This window comes from Bacillus sp. SRB_8, from assembly GCF_003264205.1.
GTDB classification, from domain to species: Bacteria; Bacillota; Bacilli; order Bacillales; family Bacillaceae_G; genus Bacillus_A; species Bacillus_A mycoides.
In genome coordinates this window covers 1-16,445 of record NZ_NADT01000093.1, presented here as the reverse complement: position 1 = coordinate 16,445, position 16,445 = coordinate 1, and the positions used below count along the sequence as shown (strand labels likewise).

General features: G+C 32.5%; 16 protein-coding genes and 1 pseudogene. 10 read left to right on the top strand and 7 right to left on the bottom strand.

Annotation, left to right across the window (positions count from 1 at the left end):
• Positions 1 to 311: 311 nt before the first annotated feature.
• The 5 genes and pseudogenes from B5P40_RS34485 to B5P40_RS31920 all read right to left on the bottom strand — a co-directional run.
• Positions 312 to 531 (bottom strand): annotated as a pseudogene (locus B5P40_RS34485) (hypothetical protein); the annotation flags it as partial.
• Between the two features lie 545 nt (positions 532 to 1,076).
• On the bottom strand, positions 1,077 to 1,448 hold the full coding sequence (locus B5P40_RS31935; RefSeq protein ID WP_002187896.1) for a hypothetical protein: 372 nt from the start codon (positions 1,446 to 1,448) through the stop codon (positions 1,077 to 1,079).
• Position 1,449: 1 nt separating this feature from the next.
• Positions 1,450 to 2,271, bottom strand: coding sequence for a ParA family protein (locus B5P40_RS31930; RefSeq protein WP_001018644.1), 822 nt, complete (start codon positions 2,269 to 2,271; stop codon positions 1,450 to 1,452).
• Between the two features lie 2,114 nt (positions 2,272 to 4,385).
• Positions 4,386 to 4,742: a hypothetical protein gene (locus tag B5P40_RS31925; protein ID WP_002187895.1), complete on the bottom strand. Its 357-nt coding sequence runs from the start codon at positions 4,740 to 4,742 to the stop codon at positions 4,386 to 4,388.
• A 20-nt stretch (positions 4,743 to 4,762) separates the two neighbouring features.
• Positions 4,763 to 5,986, bottom strand: a complete 1,224-nt coding sequence (locus tag B5P40_RS31920; protein ID WP_002187894.1) for a ParM/StbA family protein — start codon at positions 5,984 to 5,986, stop codon at positions 4,763 to 4,765.
• A gap of 469 nt (positions 5,987 to 6,455) precedes the next feature.
• Between B5P40_RS31920 and B5P40_RS31915 the strand changes: the two genes are divergently transcribed.
• Positions 6,456 to 7,034, top strand: a complete 579-nt coding sequence (locus B5P40_RS31915) for a DUF3967 domain-containing protein (protein WP_002187893.1) — start codon at positions 6,456 to 6,458, stop codon at positions 7,032 to 7,034.
• 504 nt (positions 7,035 to 7,538) lie between these two features.
• Here B5P40_RS31915 and B5P40_RS31910 read toward each other — a convergent pair.
• Positions 7,539 to 8,534, bottom strand: coding sequence for a Replicase RepFR55 (locus tag B5P40_RS31910; RefSeq protein ID WP_113710527.1), 996 nt, complete (start codon positions 8,532 to 8,534; stop codon positions 7,539 to 7,541).
• A gap of 520 nt (positions 8,535 to 9,054) precedes the next feature.
• Here B5P40_RS31910 and B5P40_RS31905 point away from each other — a divergent pair.
• Both B5P40_RS31905 and B5P40_RS33955 read left to right on the top strand, forming a co-directional pair.
• Positions 9,055 to 10,185, top strand: a complete 1,131-nt coding sequence (locus tag B5P40_RS31905; RefSeq protein WP_113710526.1) for an AimR family lysis-lysogeny pheromone receptor — start codon at positions 9,055 to 9,057, stop codon at positions 10,183 to 10,185.
• Positions 10,186 to 10,196: 11 nt separating this feature from the next.
• Complete coding sequence (locus tag B5P40_RS33955; RefSeq protein ID WP_002187888.1) at positions 10,197 to 10,325, top strand: hypothetical protein; 129 nt, start codon at positions 10,197 to 10,199, stop codon at positions 10,323 to 10,325.
• A gap of 324 nt (positions 10,326 to 10,649) precedes the next feature.
• Here the strand turns inward: B5P40_RS33955 and B5P40_RS31900 are convergent, their stop codons facing one another.
• Positions 10,650 to 10,994, bottom strand: coding sequence for a helix-turn-helix domain-containing protein (locus tag B5P40_RS31900; protein ID WP_002187884.1), 345 nt, complete (start codon positions 10,992 to 10,994; stop codon positions 10,650 to 10,652).
• 111 nt (positions 10,995 to 11,105) lie between these two features.
• Here B5P40_RS31900 and B5P40_RS31895 point away from each other — a divergent pair, with 111 nt between their 5' ends.
• The 7 genes from B5P40_RS31895 to B5P40_RS31870 all read left to right on the top strand — a co-directional run bounded on the left by B5P40_RS31895 (position 11,106) and on the right by B5P40_RS31870 (position 16,326).
• The gene (locus B5P40_RS31895; RefSeq protein WP_002187883.1) at positions 11,106 to 11,315 is read left to right on the top strand and encodes a helix-turn-helix transcriptional regulator; all 210 of its coding nucleotides are present in this window, start codon (positions 11,106 to 11,108) and stop codon (positions 11,313 to 11,315) included.
• Positions 11,316 to 11,467: 152 nt separating this feature from the next.
• On the top strand, positions 11,468 to 13,726 hold the full coding sequence (locus B5P40_RS31890; RefSeq protein WP_113710525.1) for a SpaA isopeptide-forming pilin-related protein: 2,259 nt from the start codon (positions 11,468 to 11,470) through the stop codon (positions 13,724 to 13,726).
• Between the two features lie 15 nt (positions 13,727 to 13,741).
• Positions 13,742 to 13,873 carry a hypothetical protein gene (locus B5P40_RS33950; RefSeq protein WP_002191985.1) on the top strand — a complete coding sequence of 44 codons (132 nt, stop codon included), beginning with the start codon at positions 13,742 to 13,744 and terminating at the stop codon, positions 13,871 to 13,873.
• A 25-nt stretch (positions 13,874 to 13,898) separates the two neighbouring features.
• Positions 13,899 to 14,357 carry a TRAG family protein gene (locus B5P40_RS31885; RefSeq protein ID WP_113710524.1) on the top strand — a complete coding sequence of 153 codons (459 nt, stop codon included), beginning with the start codon at positions 13,899 to 13,901 and terminating at the stop codon, positions 14,355 to 14,357.
• 40 nt (positions 14,358 to 14,397) lie between these two features.
• Positions 14,398 to 14,973: a TraM recognition domain-containing protein gene (locus B5P40_RS31880; protein WP_113710523.1), complete on the top strand. Its 576-nt coding sequence runs from the start codon at positions 14,398 to 14,400 to the stop codon at positions 14,971 to 14,973.
• A gap of 103 nt (positions 14,974 to 15,076) precedes the next feature.
• Entirely contained in the window at positions 15,077 to 15,325 is a 249-nt protein-coding gene (locus B5P40_RS31875; protein WP_113710522.1) for a hypothetical protein, read from the top strand.
• A 557-nt stretch (positions 15,326 to 15,882) separates the two neighbouring features.
• Positions 15,883 to 16,326, top strand: coding sequence for a hypothetical protein (locus B5P40_RS31870; protein WP_002193591.1), 444 nt, complete (start codon positions 15,883 to 15,885; stop codon positions 16,324 to 16,326).
• Positions 16,327 to 16,445: the final 119 nt, after the last annotated feature.

Sequence of the window (16,445 nt, the reverse complement as noted above, 5' to 3'; positions counted from 1 at the left end):
AGTGAAAGTGGGGGTAGTTCAACAAGGTTATTAGTATCAATTTGAACAAACATTATTTCGAAGCTACATTTGAAGAAATAAAAAGAATGACGCTACTAGCTCAAAAGTAATGGTGTGTTAATGTAGCCAAGTACAAAGAAGATATTAAATAGTTAGCTTAAGTGATAAAGTGATTGATGAGGGAATATCATAAGGGAATTGCGGTGATGAGAGGGAAGAGAAAGTCGTGGAAGAAGTTCTGGTGATGATATTATTTTAACTGCAAAAATACAGAAATATCCCTATTTCTACGTAGGGATATTTCTATATTTCTAAATCTCTGTTAATAATTTAAATTTCCTTTTCTGTTCGGGAGTTAATTGATTTTCTACATAATAATGTATAAGTAAATCTATTATTTCATGAGCATATTTCTTAATAGTGAGCTTTATTAGTGTTCCAAGCTCTTCATGAGTCATGAGATTGGCTAGAAGTTTAAAAACCGCCCTATTGGTTTTTAAATTTCATACATTCACTTGTCTTTACTCGTTTTCAGGTGAAGAAACAGGAGTATCTTAGCTATTTTCGATAAAAAAATCAGGGATATATAGAAATAGGGATATTTCTATACTGCGGGAGAGGAGCACAGGGATGATATGTGATACACGTAATAGAGCTATAAAATTAACGGATAATGCTTAAATCATTGATGTCAAAAACGATAGACTACAATGAAAATGAAACTAAAATGATATTCCTGATCTGGAAGAGATAAAAGCGTTGGAATTAGCTATTCAAGTAATTGATAATTTTTCTAATAAATAACTTATCTAATTAAATAGAGTAACTGGTACTTTAGTTCAACATGAATTAAACAACTTTAAAGAGCTTTACTATAAAAAAATATAGCAAGGCTCTTATATTTTTATATCAAAATTAAATAACTTTACTATCAATTTACATAAGGAATATCATGAGGATGTTGCAGTGGAGAGAGAGAAGAAAAGGTTGTGGAGGAAGTTCTGGTGATGATATGTATTAAAATTGAAAAAAATATAGAAATATCCCTATTTCCATGTAGGGATATTTCTATATTTCTAAATCTCTGTTAATAATTTAAATTTCCTTTTCTGTTCGGGAGTTAATTGATTTTCTACATAATGATGTATAAGTAAATCTATTATTTCATGAGCATATTTCGTATTAGTAAGTTTCATTAGTGCTCCAAGCTCTTCCTTAGATTGACTAGAAATTTTAATACTACCTTGTTGGTTTTTAAATTTCTTTTTCTCTGGTGTTTGCTCCTTCTTTTGTTCCTGTTGATTTACTTGTTCTTGTTCATTTTTAGGTGGAAAAGTAGGAGTATCTTCGCCACTTTTGGTTACAACTGAATCCTCGTTTGGGATATAAGGCTCTGTTGGGTCAAAATTGCTCTTTTTTCTGCCTAATAATCCAGGAGTTCTTGCCATGTTATACACCAACCTTCATACTTTCAAAAACATTGATACGAGATAATAATTCATCACTAATTTTTTCGTATAGTTCTATTACATTTAAATCATGTCTATCATTTTCAGTAATACCGTTAACATCAAACCTTTTAATACGTTCCATCTGTGGAACGATATTTTTAAATAGGTTTTCTTCACCAAAAATTTCACGAGCATTTTCCATAATGTATTCATCCACTTTACCATTATTTTTTAATAGCACTGGAAGAATACCTACAACTTCAATATCAAGATTATATTGCTCTTTTAATTTTATTAGTTGGTTAATGTAGTTTTCTGCACCTGTAAGAGAACGTTCTTGTGTTTGTAGAGTTATAAGAACATAATCAGAAGCTACAACTGCATTTTTTGTAACTTCAATCGACATAGGTGGAACATCGATAAATATGTAATCGTATTTATGTTTTATTTTCTCAAGCAATTCCTTAAAGTAGAAATCTTCCTCTTCTTCCGAAGAACACGATTTATATAGAAATTTTGCGAAATCTTGAAAATCAACATAAGAAGGAATTAAATGTAAATTTTCCATTATTTCAACTTCTAATCCATCTAAATTCCCCTCTTGAATTCCTTTCATCAATGTTTTAGTTAAAGCTACCTTTTCGTCAGGATTAAGGATAGATTTTGTTAACATAAGAGATTTTGTTGCATTACTCTGTGGATCAAGGTCAACGAGTAAAGTTCTTTTTCCCTTTTTTGCGAATTCATAAGAGTTTAATACAGCATTAGTGGTTTTACCAACGCCGCCTTTGTAATTCCCAACAGTAATTGTAATAGCCATTTATACCACTCCATTTATTTTCTGGAAGATTTCCCTATTTCTATATTTTAGTGAAAAGATTAGAAATATAGGGAAATATCTAATTATAGAAATAGGGATATTTCTATGTTATAAAGAAAATTATAGCAGTGATATGTGGTACATGCAATAGAATCTGTCATTTATACCACTCCATTCATTTTTTGAAAAAGTCCTTATATCCCCATATCCCATGCTCATCAAGCTAAGAAAAGCAAATATCCCAAAGCGAGAGAATTGGTATTACCAGATGAGCTGTATAAAATTTTTGTTTTGGGGGCTTTTTAAAAAAGAAACATTCATTCCTATAATTGATGTTGCATAAGTGTAACTTGATGGCAGAGGTATAGAAATAGGGATATTTCTATATTGAAAGGAGGATTATAGTTATGATATGTGATACATACAATGGGATCAGTAGTTTTCAAGAGCTCCCCCCTATATCATCATTTCTATAATCAAAGTAGAGACGTAGGGATATTTCTATATTTGGAGAGGGATTATAATGGTGATATGTGGTACATACAATAGAATCAGTAATTTGTTCAAAAGCTCCTCCTATGCCTCCATTTCTGATAACTAAAGTAGAAATATAGGGAAATATCCAATTATAGAAATAGGGATATATCTATATTACGCGGGGGATTATAATAGTGATATGTGGTACATATAATAGAATCAGTAATTTGTTGAAAGACTCCCCCTATACCACCATTTTTAATAATAAAAGTAAAGATATAGGGAAATATCTAATTATAGAAATAGGGATATTACTATAATAAAAGGAAGATTATAATAGTGATATGTGGTACATACAATAGAATCAGTAATTTTTCAAAGGCTCCCCTTATACCATCATTTCTAATAATAAAAGTGGATGTATAGGGAAATATCTAATTATAGAAATAGGGATATTACTATAATAAAAGGAATATTATAGTAGTGATGAGTGGTACATACAATGGAATCAGTAATTTTCAAGAGCTCCCCCCTATATCATCATTTCTATAATAAGAGTAGAGATGTATAGAAATATCCAATTATAGAAATAGGGATATTTCTATAATAAAAGGAATATTATAGTAGTGATGAGTGGTACATACAATGGAATCAGTAATTTTCAAGAGCTCCCCCCTATATCATCATTTCTATAATCAAAGTAGAGACGTAGGGAAATATCTATATTATGAGAGAGATTATAATAGTGATGTGCAGTACATACAATAGAATCAGTAATTTTTCAGATGTGCCCTCTATACCACCCTTTCAAATAATAAAAGCCGAAGAATAGGGGGATATCCAATTATAGAAATAGGGATATATCTATATTATGAGAGGGATTATAATAGCGATGTGCAGTACATACAATAGAATTAGTAATTTTTGAGAGACACCCCCTATACCAGCCTTTCAAATAATAAAAGCAGGAGAATAGGGAAATATCCAATTATAGAAATAGGGATATATCTATATTATAATAGTGATGTGCAGTACATACAATAAATTTAGTAATTTTTGAGAGACACCCCCTATACCAGCCTTTCAAATAATAAAAGCAGGAGAATAGGGAAATATCCAATTATAGAAATAGGGATATATCTATATTAAGAGAGAGTATAATAGTGATGTGCAGTACATACAATAGAATCAGTAATTTTTGAGAGACACCCCCTATACCACCTTTTCAAATAATAAAAGCAGGAAAATAGGGAAATATCCAATTATAGAAATAGGGATATATCTATATTACGAAGGAAATTATAGCGGTGATATCAGGACTACTTCATTTTGATACCCCCATCCCTAAAGGGGAAAGATGACTTATGTCAGTGGAATTCGTGCTACCAAAAAAAGGTCTATTTCTAGATGTCCAAAAAACAAAATAAGATTGTGATACCGTACGAATTTCGTATTAACCGTAGGAACTGCGGGATTAGCCTAATAGGATAACCGAAGGATACTTTGGTGTTCGTAGGAATCCCCCACTTCAAACAACCCATAAGTGGGTTAAGTGGGGGGGAGCTCAATTCAACAGAATTTAGGTCACATAAATATAAAAAGACCTTAGGATTATACCCAAAGGTCTTCTTTACTAGTTAGAAATCAAGCTCTTCGTTATCTTCTTCAGAAATCCCACCAAGTACTACCCTAGCGTTAATAATTTTGCCTTCTTGCAATATGGGCTCCTCTGTTTTTAAATTTTCTTGTCTTTGTGCGGGAACAAATCCATTAGTAAGTAAAAGATCCAATTTATTTTCAACTGTATCTAAAAGATTTAATCTCTGTTCTACATTATCTAATTTCTGTAGTAGTTGCTCATAACGTTGTTCATTTTGTACCAGTTCAACAACAAATGCTGTTAATTGTCTACCATTAGCTTTTTCATTAAGGATTCTATACACATCTTCAGGCATATTATCAGCATGTAATGCCATTTTTCTATTTTTAGCCATTATCAGCACATCCCTTTATTTTAAGCTAACTGTCCCTTCATTTCATCAATTACTTTTAATTCTAATGCAGCTAGATTAATTGTGCGTGAAGTTGGAGCAAATACTTCTTTTTCGCTATTTTGAATAATATCGTTCAAGAAGAAGTGATTGTTTTTAGCAGCCATTTCAGACATATGATTCAATAAAGCGAGACGGATGTATGGTTCTAAAACGGGTGCTTCGCCTCCGATATAAATGAATTTCAATACTGTATTCGTACTAGATGGGATGAATACATCAAGAATTTTAGCAACTAAAATTCTTGCATATTCTTTCAGTGCCTCTACAATTTCATTTGTAAAATCATATTCTTCACCAGTATTTTCATTCGATAGTACATACTTTTGTACTTTATATTTATTAACTATAAATTTCTCTAATGTTCTTAGATCCTTAAAGTATTGAATCAATTTTTCTTTTCTAAAGCGTTCTAGGTATCCTAAGAATGGTTCAATATCGATAACTTGGAAAGAATCTCTGTGCTTAGGTGTAGTAAGTCCTTTACCTAATCGCACAGCATCTGTAGAACCGCCACCAATGTCAGTTAAAACTACTTCATAGTCATCGAATCTCTCAGATTCATATCGCTTTTCAATACTAATTACATTTGTATTCTGATCTTTTGAAACCATTTTATATTTTAAAGAATGTCTGGCAACTTCTGATTCATTTCTACATTTTGCTGAATTGACTGTAATAGTTAGTTCTTTCTCCATTCCTGGTGTTAACACTTTAACTTTATGTTCACCGATAAATTTTTCTTCCATTTTTTTATGGGCAATGCTAAATTTCTCTTCGCGTTTTAAAAGCCAAATTGGAAGCATCATACTCATGTGTTCAATTTCAACTTCATTATCTTCTTGATCAGCGTTAAGGGCATGATAATATGCTATTGCTCCTAAAAAGCTTACGTATGGGATAGGACTATTAATTTTATCGTGCATCTTATTTACATGTGAGTTTGCCAACTGATTATCTTCAGCTAATTGCCCAACTAAATAGAAAGACTCTTCACCTTCGATTTCAGCGGAAATTAGTAATCTATCCAGTAAATCTTCTGGTCTAGAAATACGATCAACAAGTAAATCCTCGGCTTTTTTCTTTGAAATTTTAACTACATTCGTTGCAAGTTCAATATAATAACCATCAACCATGAAATTATTAAAACTATTTCCGAAATCTGCTACTTTTCTTCCAATTTTCATTTATAATTCCCCCTTTATACATTAAGTACGACTTAAGTGCTACTTTTGATTATGCTTTAGCATATTTAATCAAAAATAAGAACACTTTAAATAATAAGTACGACTTGAATCGTACTTATTATTTAATTAACCTATACACTTAAAAAATTCAAAATAAACAAGGAAATACCTTCTTTCAAACGAATTAATCACATAACAGTTAGGCGCCGACATGTCGAACATAAATGATGATGAATAACAGTAAAAAAACAACATGACCGACATAAATGATGGTCAACAACAATGTAATGACAACATGACCGACATGGATGATAATCAATAACAATACAATGACAACATGACTGACATGGATGATAATCAATAACAATACAATGACAACATGACCGACATGGATGATAATCAATAACAATGTAATGACGACATGTCGGACATCGATAATAACAAATGACGATGGGGGGAGGACGATGAAATGGATAGGGAAGAACCTTATAAGAAAACATATTCCCTTGCAGATATAGCAAGGATGCTTGGGAAGCCACGGACAACTCTTCAGGCCTGGCGGGATCAATTCAAACCATATTTACCAACCGTCGCTGGGACGAAGGGGCGAACGCTGAGATATGAACAGGAAGCATTAGAGCTTTTTAAATTAATTGCTAATATGAAAGATGCACAAGAGCCACCAGAAATAATAGAACGGATGTTAAAACAAAATGTAGATTATATTGTAGTAGAAGAGAGCGATGAAGACGACGAAATCACGAAGCCAATTATTCAGACGATGTATGAAAGTATGAAAGAGGTTTCTATATATTTTCAAGAGCAAAAAGCCATGAACATGGAACTTTTACAGCGCATAGATCATTTAGAACAAACTAATCATATGTTATTGAATAAGATTGATGAACAACACAAGAATATTGATGGGAAAATAAATAACAGGGATCAACAGCTATTAGAAGTAATTCGTGAAATACAAGAAACTAAGAAGTTAGTTGCATCTACTCAACAAGAAAAATCATGGTTCGCTAAATTATTTAAAAAATAACTTAAATAATACAAAAAAAGTAGGGAAGCTTGTAAAAACATACAAGCTTCCCTACTTTTTGTAAATTTGATATATTTCCTCAAATAATCACAAAAATTAAGAGGGAGTCTTCTGTCAGAAAATGATAAAGAACATACTTATAATGTTTCCCTTTTAGGATAGAATACTGTATTTATTAAATCTTGTTTAAAAAATAAAATCATTATAAACATTAGAATCTATTTTAGAGGTGCTAGGCTAGATGTATCAAGGGATTCAAGATTTTACCTTAGTAAATTACAAGGTTAATTTGTGAGTAAATGATAGAAATTTCAGTTTCATATGAGTGGAAATTTCATAGCTGATTAGTTTAGAAAAAGAGAAATAATTATAAGATCTGAGATGTGTTTTGAATTTCTTTTTTGGGAAAAATAGTACGTTGCTTGGGGATTATAAGAATACATGACAAATAGCCTTGCTAATTATATTATTTTTGAGCAAGGCTAAGTTTTAGATGTTTTTTTATTAGGGCCTTAGAACACCCATTTTTTGCAGAATGGAATCTATTTTCTTGTTATTAAGCCAGTCTATAATTGGAAGTATGCTTTCATATTTTTGTGCATGTTCCATATTAGTTAAGGCTTCTTTCGCTTCATAATCGTTACGCTCTTTTCTTTGTTTAGATTTTTCAGCGAACATTTTCATAAAATGAGCGGGATTACTTATTTCAGCTTGATTATATTCAAACCATTCAACGCATTTTTCAAAATCCCATCTTTGATAACGATCAATTTTTTTCGGCATTCTTAAGGCTATAGTATAAGCGTCCTGTTCTGTTAAATATGTTACTGGTTGACTTGTTATATATCGATATGCTCTTTTCTGATCTTCACTTAAATAATCATTTAAATCTTGTAATCTATCAATAGCGTTTTGTGAAATAGTATTTGATCTTTCTAGTTCTTCAAAATTTAAAATATCTATGCCATTAAATAAAGTATTCTTTTCCTCATGTTTGGATTCAACAACTTCTTTAAAGAGTTTTTTCTTTAAAAGTTTAGTAAAAGTAGAACAGACATCAATTGCTACAGCCCATTTCAGCTTGAAATATTCAATGATTTTTAAATAATTGTTATGTAAAGTTAAAATGTAAATTGAAGGGGCAATTTTACCATATCTTCGTACTTTGATTTGTTGGCACACTCCCAAGTCTTGTAACCAATTAAACACGTAGTTAATAATTGGTTTTGAAATCCCTGACTTTTTGCTGATATGATCTTGCTTTACTTGGGAATAACCTTCTTGTACTAGGTACGATAAAACTGTTTCTACAGCTTCATATTTACGTTTTGTGAGGTAATCCTTCGTAGTAACACCCTCATATTCTAGGACAATATTATCAATGTAAGTAATAACTTTCTTAATTGATTGATTAATAGCCCCGGTTTTCTTTGATAGGTGATTGATGTGGGGACTTAATTCGGCTTTCGCTCGACTGAGCAAAAAATTGTGCAATAACACAGAAAAAACCTCCTAATTTTCCCACCACAAATAAACAGGAAAACAGAGGTTTTATATTCACATTGTATGCAACTTATGGTATAATTTTAACATCAAGTATGACATTAAAGAAAAACACATACATTTATAATGTGAATTTAAAACCCTATCCAGAGGAGTTTTTAATTAGTTCGAAGTTTGCCGACCTAGACTAATTAAAAACCGTGCGGTGGGGTTTTATTTTTTTATATAAACTTAATAATAGTATCATTAATTGAACCGTTTTTAATATAGGTAATTAATAATGTCTTTGTAAACTATTTTACACATAGTTTTTTGAAATATCAACTAAGAATAAGTTAGAAGTTGAATAAGAAAACGCGTTATTTTTATTGAAAATTCTGAAATTTATATAGAAATATAGAAAAATGTATATTGGAACGAAAGTTTCACTAATTTCTGGTAGAATGTATTTACAGAATATTCTATACGCATGTATTTTCCCATACATTAGCATTTCAAGAGGATGTGAGAATATACCATGATTCTAGAAAAAATCCATAAAGATCTAAATGATAAAGGTATTACTAATAGACAGCTTGCAGCAATGTTTGATACCAGTCATTCTAAAATAAATGAGTCATTTACCAGGAAAAGGGAGTTTGATTTTTATATTTACACTGAAATATTGAATATGTTATACCCACATGATTATAATTTTAGGAAAACGGAAGTACTGAAATATTGTGAAAAAGCAAAGCGTAAAGTGAATTTGAGAGTTGCTGTTGAATATTTAGATATGTGTGGAGAATTAGATGTATTACAGTATTTAATTGATAAGGAAAAAGAATCTAACAATATACTGAATCGTAAATTTGCAAATGCTTATGAATTACTTCATTTAAGAAATGATGGAAAAATAAATCCGCAAACTTTTTTAAAAACAGTAAAAAAGAAAATGGAACAAAGAAAGAGTACAGATGATATTAGCAAAATCCCAATGGATTTTTCACTAATCTACGCTTTTTTTGATTATCGAAATTATAATTTGGTAAGTGAATATACAAATGATTTATTATCACAAATTAAAAATTTGAAAAATCCATTTTTACGTTCTTCTTATGAATTACGAACTATGGAATTGCTTGCTACAAGTTATCATAGGAATAACGAGCTGGAAAAGGCAAGAGAATTATGTAATGAAATGATTGCTAGACAAGGGAGAGTAGCTTTAATACCAAAAGCAACAGCATGCTGTATCATGGGTGAGACATATATACTAAGCGATTATGAATTATCTAAGTACTACTTGGATAAAGGGTTGCAACTTATGATATCCCCAAATAACAAAAAGATGTTCAAGAAGAAACAAATGATACAAACAACTCTAGATTTTCTTAACATACATCTTGAAAAGAATCTAGATAATATAGAACCAAAAAATCCGGCAGAACTTGCATATTTGTATGTCAAAAGAGGTCTGAATCAACAAGCAGATAATCTTATTGAAGAAATCAAAAGGAAAAATGGTTTCTTGACACCGTTACAAGTTTTCATTCAGGCTCTTGCAAGAGATGATATGAATTTAATGAGAGAAGCATTATTGGCATTTGAGAGAAATAACGACTTGTTCTATGCAGAACTTCCTAAAAATGTACTAAAATTGAAGTAGGAGTGGTACAAGTGAAAAATTGGACAAAGAAAACTTATTTGCTAATTACAATAACAGCATTAGCAATGCTCCCCATGCAAGGGAGTATTGCTAAAATCATTCAATATATGATGGTAGATCCTGGTGGCGGTGCTGGGTGATAGGCTTGTTAAAAGATGACACTACAAAACATTGTAGTGTCATTTGTTGTTTAAGGGGTGGAACATTTGTTGGTAATTTTTAATGTTTCGTTCCACTAATGCGTAAAAATAGGAATTTATAAAAGAAAATCCATTTTACAGGAGAGTGCCTATTTGATGAAAAAGAAAAATATATGTAAACGAGTTGATTACGATTTCTTGGTATCGGTGTTGTCACAAACAAGTAATTATGTTGAACTACATAGTAAATTACAAACTTATATACAGCAAAATAAAAATTCAAAATCTAGTCTAAGAAAGAGAGCAAATTAAAAGGCAAAGGATTTATTTCTTTGTTTTTTTTACTTTATACCCAAGGAACTCTATGTACTCTAATAATCCTTTTTCTATTTCTTGACGTTCATCTTCGGAGACTGAATTAAGGTCTTCATATAATTCTTTTGCTAATCTACTTATTTCATTTTTATTAGAATCACCGTCATTTCCAACTAAATAGTCAACTGATACACCAAAAAAGCGTGAGATTTTTACTAGCATTTCATAATTTGGCTCAGCTCCTGAATTTTCCCAATTGGAAATTGTTGTTTGAGCAATCCCTAATGCTTTTCCAAGAGCGGTAGCGCTCATATTTTTTTTGTTTCTTAATTCTCTTAATCTTTTTCCAAACATGGTTTTTAGCTCCTTATAACTATATTTGTGTTAAAACTTTAAGAAGTTAACATATTAAGTGTTGACTTTCGGCTTAAAGACTAATAAACTGTAAAAAAAGGGGGGAGATATTTGACAGTTCTAAGAGAAATTCGTGAGTCAAAGGGTTATACAATTAAAGAAGTTTCAAAGGGTTCCAAAATTCCTACAAGTACTTTATACGATGTAGAATCAGGGAGAAAAGGTTTAATTTTTAGCAGGGCAAAAAACATTGCGGATTTTTTTGAAGAACCAATTGAGAACATTTTTTTTGCAACTTACTATCGAGCAAAGTTGGAATAAACCATTTTCACAAAAAATAATTATACATTTATATTGTAAATGAACCATGTAAAAAAGGTACAATTTTATTGTTATTTTTTAAGTTTTTAAATCAGAAAATTCAGATTAAATTGTTCTTTGAAAACTGCATATCATTTGAGGGAGCTGTTAGTATGTTGAAACGATCGTATCAAACGTTACTCATTGTCATGAGTATGCTTCTAATTGTCTTAAATTTTGTATTTCCACTTACGAAAGCGAGTGCTGAAGTCATTAATCGTGAGAAATACGAAATAAATTGGAGTTTTAGTCCCATGTACGGGAAAGACCTACGGACAGAATTATTGAAGAATGCGAATGGGCAAATTGCGTATTGTTTAACTTATGGGAAATTAAGTCCCAACGGTAATGATCTTCCAGAGATGGGGCGCACAGATGATGTTGTGTATCGGGTTCTTCTAAATGGATATCCGCAAAAGAGTCCACAAGAATTAGGAGTTTCTAACTGGAATGAAGCGCATTACGCTACACAGCTTAGTATTTGGGCAGCGTTGGGTCAAATTGACATTAACGAAGTTCAGCATCGTAATGGGAATGTTGCGAAAGCTGTAAAAGCTATTATTGATAGTGCGAATGCAAGCCAGGAAACACAAGATATGTACATGAATGTAACGCCAAAAGACAATCAAGAAGCAAAGTTAAACGGTGAGTACTTTGAAACGACAGTGTATCAAATTGAAAGTAATGCTAAGAACGGTGTGTTTACAGTTCAACTAGCTAATGCACCGAATGGAACGAAAGTTGTTTCCACAAAAGGTGAAGCGAAACAACAATTCAATTTAGGAGAACAATTCCGTATTTTGATACCGAAATCCTCTCAAACAGGTAACTTTTCCTTAAAAGTAACATCTAATCTTTCTAATTTGCAGGCAGTCGCTTATCAAGGAACTGATAAAGTCCAAGATGCAACAGTCCTTTTAGAAAAAAGTGAGGAAAAAGTGAGTGCCGATCTACAAGTAAACTGGAAATCCCTTGGTGGATTGAAAGTTATAAAAGTAGGAGAGCAAAAAGGATTGCTACAAGGTGCAGTATTCGAAGTCATGAACAGTGCAAATGAAAAAGTAGGCACAATGACTACAAATGAGCAAGGTTCAGCAAGCCTTTCTGGTTTAGAAATCGGAACTTATACTCTTAAAGAGATGAAATCACCTACTGGCTATGTACTAAATGGGCAGACACAACAGATTGAAGTGAAAACAGGCGAGGTTGCAACAATTACAGTGCAAAATACTAAGGTAAAAGGAAACATCGAGATTAAGAAATTAAGTGACAGCGGAAAAACACTTCCAAAAGTAGAGTTCACAGTGTATACAGCAGAGGGAAAAGAAATCACAAAAACAACTACAAATGAACAAGGGATTGCACAAGTGAAAGATCTTCCATATGGTAAGTATTATTTTGTTGAGACAAAAGGGGTAGAAGGATATCTTCTTAATCAAACAAAATATCCATTCGAGATCAAAGAACAAGGAAAAACACTGACATTTACGGTTGAAAATAAAGAAGTAAAAGGAAACGTGCAACTTCTAAAAGTAGATGGAGAGAATCCAGATAAAAAATTAGAAGGTGCGGTGTTCATTCTTCAAGATAGTAAAGGTAAGAAAATTAGTGAACACAAAAGTGATAAAAACGGTTTGATTGAAGTAAAAGACTTACCATTTGGAGCATACTCATTTGTTGAGAAGCAAGCACCAACTGGCTATGTTTTAACGAAAGAATCTATTCCTTTTAGTATATCGGAACAAGGAAAGACAATCATGCTAACAGCGAAAAATAAGCAAATCACAGGAGAGTTGGAGATTAGCAAGGTAGATATTGCGGATGGCAACAATAAGCTTCCAAATGCTGAATTTACCATCTTTAACGAAAAAGGTGAAGAAGTTGTAAAAGGAAAAACGGATCAAAACGGCATAGCGAAATTTAAGCTTCCATATGGAAAGTACACATATAAAGAAACATTCGCACCAGAAGGATATTTACTAAATGAAGAAATATTCTCTTTTGAAATTAAAGAGGATGGTCAAATCATTAAGCATACGGTGAAGGATCAGAAGAAACCGACGCCACCTACACCAGAGAAACCACAACCACAGGTGCCGGAACAACCACAAAAACCAGAAACACCACAACCACAGGTGCCGGAACAACCAAAAGTAACCGAAAAACCTGTCATTCCACAACTAGAGCAACCACAACAGATTATTATGAAACCACAACTAGAACAAACACCAAAGAAAATCGAAACTTATCTTTCGACAACAGGCGGTAAAGCCGAAAATACATACATAAAATGGATTGGTCTTGTATGTGTCGCACTTGGCTTAATTGGAGCTGTATTTGCAGTAAGAAATCGAAAAAAAGCTCAATCGTGAAAGGACTAATAGTATATGACAAAATACCAATCTCATTTTAGTAAAACAGATGAAAATCCGCTTGGTTTTGCTATTGGATTTCGTAATGCATGTATACTCGTAATTCCCATTTGGACAGTTGTTTTTTGGATAGGGAGCAAGATATAAGAAACCGAGAGGGAGATGAAATGAGATGTCAGAAATCTACGTCGGTAAAACGAAAAAATTAGGGAAACTTGGGGAAGACGTTATGCAGCGCAAAAGTGCTTGGCTTGCTGAAGAACTGATGCAAGCAGTTTCGATCTCTCAAACTGTCATTAAACCATTAAAGCAACATGATTATTGGATAGAATCCGCTACAAAATTATTGGCAGGAAGTATTTTGTATCTGGATCAACGACATAAAAACCTATATTACCTAGATGTGAAACAAGTAATTGAGTTCACGGAAAAAATATATGAGAGTGAAGCAAACTTGGTAGAAGTAGTGGGTTCGCTTGAAATTGAGCATCCAGCTTATCATATCTTCCATGAGCTAGGTCTTTATTCAAAAGAAATAAGGGATGCGATAACTATCACTTTGTTATACATTCTTGAAAAACATCAACGTGAAAAGCAAGGGGAACAAAAAGAGTATTTTTGGTTTCAGTAGTAGTTATAAGAGGGAAATGAAATAGGAAGGAGTGCAATACATGTTAGGCGTAGCTAAGAAGTATACAAAAGTGATTAGAGCGTTGAAAGAGGTGAATGAAAGGGAAAAGGTTGCAGGTGTGATAGAAGCTCGATTTGGGGCTTATAAATCGGTCATAGAAGGTGTAAAAGAAACAAACGATGATTTTATTTTCATTTTTGATCCGAAAGGTATCTTTTTTGAAGACACATACAAAGAGAAACAAGAGCAAGGGTATCACATACTGAAGCATGATCTATTTGTTGGTTATGAAACACTTCAAATTGATAGGTATCAAAAAGTAGTTGTTTATATTCGTGTAGAAACAGAACAAAGCACTTATGAAGAAAGAGGGGAAGCGTTATCGAACTTTCTTCAACATCTAACAGAATGCAAGAATATAAGACCAATTCACCTGGTATTTCATCAATATGATTTGTACCCGATCCCTCATATGGAGCAGTTTTTAAAAGAATGCGCAACATACCACATTCATCATTCAATCGTAGTTGAATCTCAATCCGTATTACAGCAGATATATGGAAAAGAGGCAGCACAACGCATTATCACTTCGTACAACACAACAATCCTAGCATGATATCAAGCACTCGTTCACTATTTCATCCTATCTAGATGGCTAGAAAACTAGACAAGGGAGAAGCGTTTTTCTCCCTTCTTTATCAAAAATAGGGGGTGTTCATATGAGAAAAGAACAAAGGCTCACATTCTATGATATTGCCGCATCACAAGCTCATAGTGTCAAAACTTTTGATGGAAAAACATACGAACTGAAAGGCACCATCGCAATTGAAAATAACACAGGAAGCATTGAAAATGTAGCTCAAATTTATTATCAAGTGCGTTCTGTCAGAGACGAACATCAAAACTTGATCGCAAAAAGGAAACATAAACAAGCGGAACTAGTAGCCGTAAAACAAAAGTGTAAATAAAAAAAGCGATTTTGAAGTGTGCTGAGAACATAGCACAAAGTAAGTTGCTCTTTGACAATTTAGATATATATTGCGTATATCTTCCTTTCAGTAATGATGTAGAAGGATGATATACGGTAAATATATATGCGTGCCTCCCTTCAAAAGGTCACTAGAGGGGGTAGGTATACGATTATCGTTGGATGAGTAAGATCGTAAAACTCATCTGTGACCACTGGGAAATACATTGTATCAAAGATCTGTTTGTGTCAGTAATCGTGAGGAATATCCCATGTTGACATTCTGAAGAAGCGACGAACATCACAAACAGTAGATACATAAGGTCCTACGTTCACGCCAAAAACGTAGTGCGGTATTGGGCATATAGAAGCTAGGTCGGGATTAGTTTCTATACGCATGCCAATACAGGGTTCGTCATTCCAGCCATAAATGATATTTCCATTTTCTATCCCATTTTCCTATAAATGCTATAAAATAAAGACAGATGTTGAAGTATAAATGTGTCTCATCACACTTCAAAATCGCTTAAAAAAATATGGCATAGGGAGGAACATGTTATGAGTCGTAAAGGGTGGATCATTTCCGCTGTTGTTGGACTGTTAATTGCAATTGGTATTGGTTCAACATTTGTCTTTAGCTCTGGAAAAGGGGAAGTAATGGAACTTAGTCCTTTAGAAATGAAGAAGTTCATGAGTGAGGATGGCACAGGTTTTGTTATGCTAACGTCTAACATGAGGCATAGTGAAGATTGGATCTTCCTTGTAAAAAAATTAGCTGAAAAAGAAAAGATTGAAGTAAAGGGTTTAGATGAAAATCGTGACGATATTCCAAGTACAAGTAACCCTCATGATTGGGGATTATCTCAAAGAAGGGATACTCTTGCATATTATGAAAAAGGTAAGGTGAAAAAAGAGATTAAATTCACAATTGATAAACCTTCAGAACTTGAAAAAGAAGTTAGCTATTTTATTCAAAATTGTAAAGAGCAATATCAGAAGTAATCACATAATCATTGAAAGACCAACTATGAAATGTCAAGCGTGAAATACAATATAAATGAAGAGTGTTTACCCTAAAAAAGGGTAACTTAAATAAACATTGAGAAGTCTCAAAAAATAAA

Bases quoted from the DNA above. Each gene is read 5' to 3' on its own strand.
- B5P40_RS31905 (WP_113710526.1), top strand. From the start codon at position 9,055: ATGATTCTAGAAAAAATCCATAAAGATCTAAATGATAAAGGTATTACT.
- B5P40_RS31900 (WP_002187884.1), bottom strand. From the start codon at position 10,994: ATGTTTGGAAAAAGATTAAGAGAATTAAGAAACAAAAAAAATATGAGC.
- B5P40_RS31890 (WP_113710525.1), top strand. From the start codon at position 11,468: ATGTTGAAACGATCGTATCAAACGTTACTCATTGTCATGAGTATGCTT.
- B5P40_RS31935 (WP_002187896.1), bottom strand. From the start codon at position 1,448: ATGGCAAGAACTCCTGGATTATTAGGCAGAAAAAAGAGCAATTTTGAC.
- B5P40_RS31875 (WP_113710522.1), top strand. From the start codon at position 15,077: ATGAGAAAAGAACAAAGGCTCACATTCTATGATATTGCCGCATCACAA.
- B5P40_RS33950 (WP_002191985.1), top strand. From the start codon at position 13,742: ATGACAAAATACCAATCTCATTTTAGTAAAACAGATGAAAATCCGCTT.
- B5P40_RS31915 (WP_002187893.1), top strand. From the start codon at position 6,456: ATGGATAGGGAAGAACCTTATAAGAAAACATATTCCCTTGCAGATATA.
- B5P40_RS31870 (WP_002193591.1), top strand. From the start codon at position 15,883: ATGAGTCGTAAAGGGTGGATCATTTCCGCTGTTGTTGGACTGTTAATT.
- B5P40_RS31930 (WP_001018644.1), bottom strand. From the start codon at position 2,271: ATGGCTATTACAATTACTGTTGGGAATTACAAAGGCGGCGTTGGTAAA.
- B5P40_RS31920 (WP_002187894.1), bottom strand. From the start codon at position 5,986: ATGAAAATTGGAAGAAAAGTAGCAGATTTCGGAAATAGTTTTAATAAT.
- B5P40_RS31880 (WP_113710523.1), top strand. From the start codon at position 14,398: ATGTTAGGCGTAGCTAAGAAGTATACAAAAGTGATTAGAGCGTTGAAA.
- B5P40_RS31885 (WP_113710524.1), top strand. From the start codon at position 13,899: ATGTCAGAAATCTACGTCGGTAAAACGAAAAAATTAGGGAAACTTGGG.
- B5P40_RS31925 (WP_002187895.1), bottom strand. From the start codon at position 4,742: ATGGCTAAAAATAGAAAAATGGCATTACATGCTGATAATATGCCTGAA.